This window comes from Arthrobacter sp. SPT-J7 (assembly GCF_059089965.1).
Genome location: NZ_JBNHFF010000136.1, coordinates 1 through 8885, shown reverse-complemented (window position 1 = coordinate 8885; position 8885 = coordinate 1). Strand labels below are relative to the sequence as shown.

Here is an 8885-nt window from a genome sequence, read left to right as displayed (position 1 = left end):
CCTAAGCGTTACAACGATTTTCGGTGGTACCGCTGGAGCGCCCCGGCGGAGTGCTGCAAGTTTCGTCGAACGCTCAGTCGCTTCCCCGGGAGGAGCAGGTTCTCCCGAGGAAGCGAGGATCGCTCAGTTGGGCGGGGTTCCGCCCGGGATGCCGGCGCCGCCCATCATGCCGGTGGCTGCCTGCTGCGTGGCGCTGTTGGCGTAGTCATTGCTGGGGTCGCGGTAGATGGTGTGGATGTGGCCCCACCCACCGGTCACATAGCCGTCGACGTCGGCATTTGCGGACCCCTGCTGGTTGGAGAATTCGATGTAGACGTTGGGGCCCGAGACCTGGAAGTAGATGCCTTCGCCCTGGGTCATGTCGTATTCGGTGGCGCCGGACCAGTTGATGTAGGTCCCGTCCAGCGTCGCTTCGATTGCAGCAAGCGTGTTTTCAGTGGTTTCCTCGTCTGAGAGGCCCGCCCAGTTGGCGATCAGGTCCAGCAGGAGTTGCTTCTGTTCGTCGGTGAGATCAGAGCCGGCTATGCCGGTGCCAGTCGGATAATCGCAGGTGTCACCGGGTGAGCAGGCCAGGTTCGAAATTTCCGAGCCCTGGTAAAGCGCGGCCTGCTGCTCGGTGGTGAGGCTGTTGTAGAACGCGAACGCGGTGTCGTACATTCCGGACAGCGGCTGGACCTCGGTGCCGCTGGCATCGGTATAGACGGCGGGCTGGGAGCCGAGGTGCGTGGGTGCGAAGGTAACAGATGCCGTGCTGCCGTCCAGCGTGGCGTTGATGCCCAGGTGGTGGCCGCCGAACTGCAGCTGCCATGCACTCGTGCCGGACGGGTCGCCGAAGAACGCGATGTAGTACTGGCCGAGGGAGTCCTCGGTGCTGGTGCTGTTTTCCAGCAGGAACTGGTCGCCCTCCATGATGCCTTTCACGGTCTCGTAGCCCTCGTCGCTGAGCAGGGCTTCCAGGACAGCCAGGGCAGCGGTCCGTTGCTCCTCCGTGAGGTCAGCCATGTTGATGCCGGCGCGTTCCACAAAGGTGACCGGGAAGTTTGACCACGACGTGGTCTTTGTTTCGTCGTTGTAGGAGTACAGGACCTGCTCGCGCTGTTCAGCGCTGAGGGTTGCGAGGAACGCCTCCGCAGCCGCGGCCGTGTCCGTGATGGTTCCGGCGGTGGTGGCTGTTGATGTTGTGCCTGCTGCGCTTGATGCTCCGGCTGTGGAAGCGGCTGTGGCAATCGCCGATGACGTGGTGGCTGTGCTGGTGCCGACGGCGGAGTCGTTGCCGGGAACGCTGCAGGCGGCCAGTGAGCTGGCCAGGGCCAAGGCGGCGATTGAGGAGCCGAAGCGGGACCAGAAGCGCTGGGATGTAGATTTTGTGGAGGTGTTCATGGAACGAGTGAACAGCCAGGACCTGTCCCTCCATTAGCTCCAGGCTGTGCACCCGCTGTGAGGCACCGGGACTGTGGTCGTGAAGGCTCAGGCAGCTACTGGGCACACGGCCGCCTAACTGCCTAGCGCAGCCTTAGGTTCGACGGCTTCCCGGGGACGTCTTGCGGTTTCAGGCCAGCGTTCTTTGCCTGCTCTACGCACCACTTGCCAAGTTGCATGCCGAGCACCTTCTGCAACGATTCTTGACGGTGCTGCTTCACCAGCGGCGTCCCAACGGAGCCGAACAGCGAAATGCTGATCCCGGTTTTTCCATGCAGCGCAGGATCGTTGAGCACCAGCTTCCATGCTTTCTCGAGCGCTTCGGCTGCATCTCTTTTGCTGCCGTTTACCCCCTTGAAGCTCCGCACCAGATGCGCGTGCATGCGCTGGTGTTCGGTTATAACCTCGGTTTTGCTGGCGTTGATTTGCGTGGGAGCCGCTAACTGCGGCTTCTTCAATACCGGCGGGTGCTCGGTAGTGTCCCTGCCCGCAGCAACAAGCGTGAGGTCAGCCAGTTCCCGATGCAGTGCAGCGATTTGCCGGTGTATCTCGCTGATGCGCTGGACAGCGTCAACTTCTGCTTTGCTGGTTGTCACCTCCAGTGTTGCTGCGTCATCGGTTGGCATTTCTGTGCGGAAGACCGCACAGAGTGCCCTTGCCAGCCCAAGCCGGGTACCGGCGTCGGGCAAACGAAGCGGGGACGTGCTGGTTGAGTTCGCGATGACGCCGGCCAAGTCGGGCAGGCTGCCGTAGACCTTGCCCCAACGGATGCGCTCAATGGCTGTGCGCTCGTCCACCTGCGGTGAATAAACGCTTTGCATCAACCGCAGCTGCTGCGGATCGAAAGCGGGGAAGTGCTGCAGAAGGATGGCGTTGCGCAGGACCGCACGGACGGCGTCAAGCTGCTTCGACACCTGTTCCACCGGGTTGGCGACATGCATGCCGCCGTCCAGGACCCAAGGGGTGCCGGTATCGGTGGCCAATGCCACGCGGTGGGGAAATCCCTTCCATTCGCTGATCATGATGGTTCCGAGCCGGGCGTTGTAGAAGAACCAGTCCACCTCTGCCACGGGCCTGCCCGGCGCGTCAACCCGGCAGTTGCTGAAGGCCCAGACTTCGTCGTCCAGGAGCTGGTTCAGGGTGGCTACATCCCGGGGGGAGGGCCGGTGCGCAGCAGTATTGGCGGAAGGAAAATGCAGCAACGAGAACTTTCTGGGGCGTGTAGCCCTTCCAGGGGAACCCCACGCCCCCAGCCGGTCGCGCGTCGCGCGCTACGCCATCATCACTGCAGGGAAGGTCCGACGGCAAACTCATACCGTGTCCGTCTCGTCAGGACCTCGGGTCAGGGGAGCGGCTGGCGCTGGCCGACGCTGACGGGCGACGACGGCGCCAGATAGTTCCGCCGTCGTCGTTCCAGCCTTTCCTGCTGGCTTGGTGACGGAATCCGGGCACCCTTGGTGCGGTTGCATCTGGCGCAGGCAGCAACGAAGTTCTGCAGGCTCGTGGACCCGCCCTTGGACCAGGGGTAGAAGTGGTCGCCGTGCTCGGCGGGACGCGAACACCTGCGGCCAAAACCTGATTCCATCTCGCATTGGCCGTCCGCGCGGGCCATGCCCTCCCGGCGCTGCTGGCGGGTGAAACGACGCACCGGGTCCCGGCGCCGGACATCCCGACCGTTAACGACTGCGGCAACGATAACCAGGACGACGGCGAACAGGCCGGGCGCCAGAACTGCCGCGAGGACGCTGTGGAGCAGGTTGCCGAATATTTCACCCACCAGGCCGGCACCAGAGCGTGAAGTTGGACTGGTGGCAGCTCCGAACCGCATATTCGAGGTAAGCGACATGAAGGCCGCAACTGCCAGCCACACCATGACGGCCAGGTACGCCATGCGCATACAAGTACGCGTCCAATAGATCCGCTTCAAATTCAGCACTAAGACTTCCCCCATAATTCTTCAGCCCTAGGCTGCTGCCCCCACTGGGCCAGGAAAATAGTACTGCCAGGCAGCAACAGTTCCGGTGAACCTGGTCCTGATACATTCGGTTTAACTACCCGGCGGGGCCGCTTGCAGAGGCTGCCCCTGCCAAACTAAGGACCACCAGAGGGGGGAACGCGCCGGTGACAACGGCACCTGTTCCGGACGCCACAGCGCTCGCCTCCATGGTCCGCGCCGGTGACATCTCCGCCCGGGATGTCCTGGCGGAAGCGCAGGTGCGGTCCGCTTCCATTCCTGCTCTTGGTGCCTTTATCCAGGAGGACTGGGACGGCGCTGCGGTTGCCGCCCGGGAGGTGGATCGCCGTCGCTCCCGCGGGGAGGATCCCGGGCCGCTGGCTGGTGTTCCCCTCAGCGTCAAGGACGTCATCGCGGTGGCGGGCCTGCAGCTCACTGGCGGGAGCGCGGCATTCAAGGGGAACGTTGCCACGTTCACTGCCACGGCCGTGCGGCGTCTGCAGGAGGCAGGTGCCGTGGTGGTGGGGAAAACCAACTGCCCCGAGTTTGCGTTCGGCGCCGTTACCGAGAGCCCCGTCGGAGGCTTGACGCTCAACCCCCGGTTCCCGGGCGCGACGCCGGGCGGCTCAAGCGGAGGAGAAGCTGCCGCCGTCGCTGCCGGCGTCACCGCACTCGGGCTGGGCACCGATTACGGCGGATCGCTACGGTGGCCGGCACAGTGTGTGGGGATCACCGCGCTGCGGCCCACCCCGCGCACCGTTCCCGACCTGGGCATCGTTCCCGGAGCCGGCGGCTGGTACGGGACCGGCAACCCGTCCCCGCCCGGCGCCCGCCTGCAAGCGGCGACCCAAGTCCTGGGACCGCTCGCCCGCTCAGTGCGGGACCTGCGGACGGCGCTCGCCGTTCTTGCGGCAAGGAATCCCGCCGCCCGGACCTTTTCCGGTCACACCGTGCCGGGCGGCATTGCGGTGGCATGGAGTGACGGTTCGGCATTGGGACCGGTGCGGCGTGAAGTGTCCGCGATGTTGGCCTCCCTGGCGGAGCGGATCATGCAGGAGGTCAGGACGGTCATCCACGTACCGGGTTTGTTTGCCGACTCGCTGGCAGCTTACAACCGGCTCCGTCCCGTCGACCCCATGACCGACCATGCCGCCGCCATCGCCGGCAGGGAGCACCTGGTCCTTCCTGCGAACCTCGACGTCATCCAGCGCTCCCTGGGTACTGATGCCGGGGAAGTCGGGGCTGCCGTGTCCGCATCCGAGGTGGCAAGGAAACGGGACCTTGTGGTCTTCGAAACCGCTGACATCGTCCTCCTGCCCGTGGCCGGCGGTCCTGCCTGTGACATGTCCGGGAATCTGGACATCGACGGGCAGTCCATCTTTGGCTGGGACATTATGGGCCAATGCAGGGCCGTGACCATGGTGGGTGCACCGGTTGTGTCGCTGCCCGTCGCGTTGTCCTCCGAAGGCCTGCCCCTGTCCGTCCAGGTCGTCGCACGCCCCGGTGCGGACGCGCTGGCGCTGGACTTCGCCCCGTGGCTGGAAAGCGTTGCCGGGCGCCAGAGGGCGTCCCCGCCGTAACGCAGCCCGGTACAGAGCGGGACAGGGGAGCATCGAGCAGTTAAAAATGAGGGCCCCGGTCACAGCGAAAGCTGCGGCCGGGGCCATCAATGCGCCCGGAGGCGGCGGGAACTATTTAGGCGCGTGCCTTGGCGTGGCCCTTGGTGAGGATCAGGGCCAGGGCGACCATGCCGACGCCGAGCAGCAGGTGCAGGATGTTGTCAGCACCGTTCACCGGGACGAAGTTGCCGGCGGTGTCCTGGGGGATGACCAGGCCGTAGATGAAGAGGACCAGGTAGATGATGCCGCCGTAGAGCAGGAACGAGCGGGCGCCTGCGGCAGTCTTGGCCAGGACGAGGCCGGCCACGCCGAAGAGCAGGTGGACGATGTTGTGCAGGGCCGAGACCTGGAAGAGGCCCAACAGCAGGGCCTCGGAGTGGTGGCCGGCGAAGTGCAGCTGGTCAAAGTTGGCCGTGATTCCCGGAACGAAGCCCAGGATGCCGACCAGCAGGAACACTGCGCCCACAGCCATCGATGCCTTCTGGACGTTGGTCCGGGTTGCCGTGCCGGTGCTGGTGTGTGTTGCCATCGTGATCTCCTGAATGCGGTATGTGTTGATGGACTTGCAGGTTTTGGCCTGCCAGCCCAAAGGGTTATGCCAGCTATTCGGGAGTTACCGCACGTCGGATGGGTCTATTGCCAAAAATTTATTCAAACGCCCGGGACAAGTGCGCCCGTTGCGCGTTTCGCCGGAGGGGATTAGAGCGTCTCGGGAATCGGACGCCCGGGGAAGAGCGTCGGGTACTGTTTCCGGTACATTCTGCGTCCGATGAGTTTGTAGGCGAGGCGGACCGGCAGGGAGATTTCCTTGAACAGTTCCCTGCGGTCCGCGGGCGGGTTGGTCGCCAGCACCATCCCGAGGTAGCCCACCAGGAACTTATTGGAAACCTGGTTACTTCCGTGCTCCGCGGCCGTCTTCATTTCCTTGCTTGTCGAAGTTTCCCAACACCTCACCTACGTAGGCTGTGCGGGCTGTATCGCCGGACCCTGCGGAACGCACCAGGCCGGGCGCCTCGTCATAGGCCCTAAGAAACACGCGGTGAATGCGCCGCATGGACGCGGAGCCGCTGCACAGCACGGGCCCCGGCGGCACAGGAGCCGCGGTTTCACCCGGCCGCATGGTGAAGAAGTCGGTCATCAAATTGGGAAGTTGTCCGCTTCCCCTATCCAGCCGGGTGCAGCTTGGAGCATGATGACCCCCATGAAAAAGATCGCTATGGCTGGTTTCGCAGCGGCAATGCTGGCGCTCGGCGCAGTCAACTCAGCAGCTGTGGGTAACGCGGCGACCGATCCATCACACGTTGCGGGGCAGATCATGGTCAAGTTCCGGGACAATGCTGCTGCCGCCGGTGCGCTGCGCCAGCATGGCCTCAACGAGGGACCTGCTATCGGGGACACCGGCGCGCGACTCATCAAAGTGCCGGCCGGAAAAGAACTTCAGCTCGTGGAAGCCCTGAGCCGGAACCCTGTGGTGGAGTACGCCGAGCCGGATCAGGTAGCCACCGCCGCCACAGCTGACCAGTATTTCCCGCGCCAGTACGCCTTGCAAAATGATGGCCAGTCCTTCACCAATACCAACGGCGATATAACGATCGCCACCGGCAAAGTGGACGCCGATGTTGACGCTGTCGAAGCTTGGGGTGTCACCACCGGTACCGGCATCAAAGTTGCCGTCCTCGATTCAGGTGTCGACCTCGACCACCCTGACATCAATCCGAAGGTTGTTGGGCGCGCCAATTTCAGCGGTGCGGCAAGCAATGACGACATCTACGGCCACGGCACCCATGTGTCCGGTATCGTCGCCGCCACTCACAACACAGAGGGCGTGGCCGGTGTGTGCCCGGGCTGCACCATCCTGGCTGGCAAGGTCCTGAATGACAGCGGAGTCGGCTCGACATCGGGCGTCGCAAACGGGATCAGCTGGGCGGTCAGCAACGGTGCCAAGGTGATTAACATGAGCATAGGCGTGCGGGCATCGCGCACCCTCGAGACTGCCGTGAATAACGCGTGGAATAAGGGTGCCGTGCTGGTTGCCGCAGCCGGCAATGGCAGCAATCAGACCAAGATCTACCCTGGCGCCTATCCCAACGTGATCGCCGTCGGCGCTACCGACAACAACGACGCCAAAGCAGCGTTTTCAACCTACGGAGCCAGCTGGGTGGACATCGCAGCGCCAGGCGTCAACGTCTACTCAACGTTCCCGAACCACAAATTCGTCCTCGGCACGCAGAACAACCGGGCGCTGGGATATGACGTGGGCAACGGAACGTCCATGTCATCACCGATCGTCGCTGCCACTGCCGCGCTTGTCTGGAGTACCAATCCTGGTGCCACGCAGACTGCCGTGCGTACAAAGGTTGAATCGGCTGCCGAGAAGCTTACTGGCCACGGGACCTATTGGGCACATGGCCGCGTAAACGCATGCAAAGCCGTCGGCGGCTGCCCCTAGCCGTCGGAATGGCACCTAAGTACGGAACCGCACTTGTCAACAGCAACACCTGGAGGCCGCCGTGGTCACAGACATTTCCTCCGTCATGGTTGAGACCCTTCTTGGTGCCCTCAAGGTACGGCGGAGCGGCGAGGGATATCCGGCAGTACTGTGGCACAGCCTTTTCGTCGACTCCACAACCTTCGACGGCGTGGTGAAGGCCCTCGGACAGCAACGCGAGCTATTCGTCATAGATGGACCGGGGCACGGCGACAGCCCCGGCCCCCGCAGGCGGTACACCCTCGAAGACTGTGCCACCGCCGCTTCCCAGATTATGGATTCGCTCAACCTTGCCGGGCAGGCGGACTGGGTGGGCAACGCCTGGGGAGGGCATGTGGGGATCGTCTTCGCCGACAGGTTCCCGGCCCGCTGCGGATCGCTGGCAACAATCGGGACGCCGCCTTACCCTCTGACCAAGCAGGAGCGCAGGCAGAACGCGCTCCTTGTCCACCTTTACCGGGTCATGGGCCCACGGCCATTCAGCAAAATCCTCGCGGAAGCGCTCGCCGGGCGGGGTGTCGCGACGACGGCACCCTCGGCTGCCGCAGCGGTGCGGAACGCTTTCGACCGTGGTGACAGGCGCGGAAAGTACTGGGCCATGCAGTCGGTAATGATGCACCGGCCTGATCTCCGCCCGGTCCTGCCCCGCCTGAGGGTACCGGTCCTGATGCTGGCGGGCCGTGACGATGCGTTGCTTGACCTCGAAGAGGCTGAGCGTGCGGCGCTAAGTGTCCCGGACGGCCACTTCGCGCAGGTGACCGGCGCAGGCCACGTTGCCCCGCTTTTGGTTGCTCCCCGCGAAGTCGCCGAGCACGTGCTCGCGTTCTGGAATGAGCGGCAAAAGTGAAAAGTGGTAATTGGTGTTCGAAATCTCGTGTAGAGTCAATCCTGTTGTTGTGTTTATGCAGTTGGTAGTTCAGGCAGTACGCGGGGTCGAAAGTCCCCGTTCTTCTGAAGTAGCGGTTTTGAACACCCCACACCGGAGGACCCGAAAGTCGGGACTTTTCCTCCACCTTCACGAAGGACAAAAATAATGGCTACTGGTACCGTCAAATGGTTTAACGCTGAAAAGGGCTTCGGCTTCATTTCCCCCGATGACTCCTCACAGGACGTTTTCGCACACTACTCTGCGATCGCTTCCTCCGGCTTCCGCTCACTCGAAGAGAACCAGAAGGTCTCCTTCGAAACCGAGCAGGGCCCCAAGGGTCCCCAGGCCGTAAACATCCAGTCCCTCTAATTTCTTAGAGAAACTGAGGCCTCAGGGTTTCAAAGTTTGAAAGCAGGGCCGGTCACTGACCGGCCCTGCTTTTTGTTAACCCGGGTCTGCTGGTTCGGCCCGGCTTTAGCTGTGGTGCCGCTGCGCCAGGAACGCCGCCAGCGCAGGGTTGTCAATCTCCTTCGCCAG

At 63.4% G+C, this 8885-nt stretch carries 9 protein-coding genes; 4 read left to right on the top strand and 5 right to left on the bottom strand.

Annotation, left to right across the window (positions count from 1 at the left end):
- Positions 1–123: 123 nt before the first annotated feature.
- The 3 genes from AC5RWX_RS26875 to AC5RWX_RS26865 all read right to left on the bottom strand — a co-directional run bounded on the left by AC5RWX_RS26875 (position 124) and on the right by AC5RWX_RS26865 (position 3316).
- Positions 124–1380 (bottom strand): DUF3500 domain-containing protein, encoded by a 1257-nt coding sequence (locus tag AC5RWX_RS26875; protein ID WP_494099320.1) that lies wholly within the window; start codon positions 1378–1380, stop codon positions 124–126.
- 122 nt (positions 1381–1502) lie between these two features.
- Positions 1503–2480: a hypothetical protein gene (locus AC5RWX_RS26870; RefSeq protein ID WP_494099319.1), complete on the bottom strand. Its 978-nt coding sequence runs from the start codon at positions 2478–2480 to the stop codon at positions 1503–1505.
- Positions 2481–2761: 281 nt separating this feature from the next.
- Complete coding sequence (locus AC5RWX_RS26865; protein ID WP_494099318.1) at positions 2762–3316, bottom strand: HNH endonuclease; 555 nt, start codon at positions 3314–3316, stop codon at positions 2762–2764.
- 224 nt (positions 3317–3540) lie between these two features.
- Between AC5RWX_RS26865 and AC5RWX_RS26860 the strand changes: the two genes are divergently transcribed.
- Positions 3541–4953 (top strand): amidase, encoded by a 1413-nt coding sequence (locus AC5RWX_RS26860; RefSeq protein WP_494099317.1) that lies wholly within the window; start codon positions 3541–3543, stop codon positions 4951–4953.
- A gap of 115 nt (positions 4954–5068) precedes the next feature.
- On the opposite strand, the gene AC5RWX_RS26855 is transcribed toward AC5RWX_RS26860, so the two are convergent.
- On the bottom strand, positions 5069–5521 hold the full coding sequence (locus tag AC5RWX_RS26855) for a DUF4383 domain-containing protein (protein ID WP_494099316.1): 453 nt from the start codon (positions 5519–5521) through the stop codon (positions 5069–5071).
- A 170-nt stretch (positions 5522–5691) separates the two neighbouring features.
- Positions 5692–5913 carry a hypothetical protein gene (locus AC5RWX_RS26850; RefSeq protein WP_494099315.1) on the bottom strand — a complete coding sequence of 74 codons (222 nt, stop codon included), beginning with the start codon at positions 5911–5913 and terminating at the stop codon, positions 5692–5694.
- A 316-nt stretch (positions 5914–6229) separates the two neighbouring features.
- On the opposite strand from AC5RWX_RS26850, the gene AC5RWX_RS26845 reads away from it, so the two are divergent.
- From AC5RWX_RS26845 to AC5RWX_RS26835, 3 genes are all read left to right on the top strand, one after another.
- Positions 6230–7441: a S8 family peptidase gene (locus tag AC5RWX_RS26845; protein WP_494099314.1), complete on the top strand. Its 1212-nt coding sequence runs from the start codon at positions 6230–6232 to the stop codon at positions 7439–7441.
- A 61-nt stretch (positions 7442–7502) separates the two neighbouring features.
- On the top strand, positions 7503–8327 hold the full coding sequence (locus AC5RWX_RS26840; RefSeq protein WP_494099313.1) for an alpha/beta fold hydrolase: 825 nt from the start codon (positions 7503–7505) through the stop codon (positions 8325–8327).
- Between the two features lie 186 nt (positions 8328–8513).
- Positions 8514–8717: a cold-shock protein gene (locus AC5RWX_RS26835; RefSeq protein ID WP_066274236.1), complete on the top strand. Its 204-nt coding sequence runs from the start codon at positions 8514–8516 to the stop codon at positions 8715–8717.
- Positions 8718–8885 lie beyond the last annotated feature (168 nt).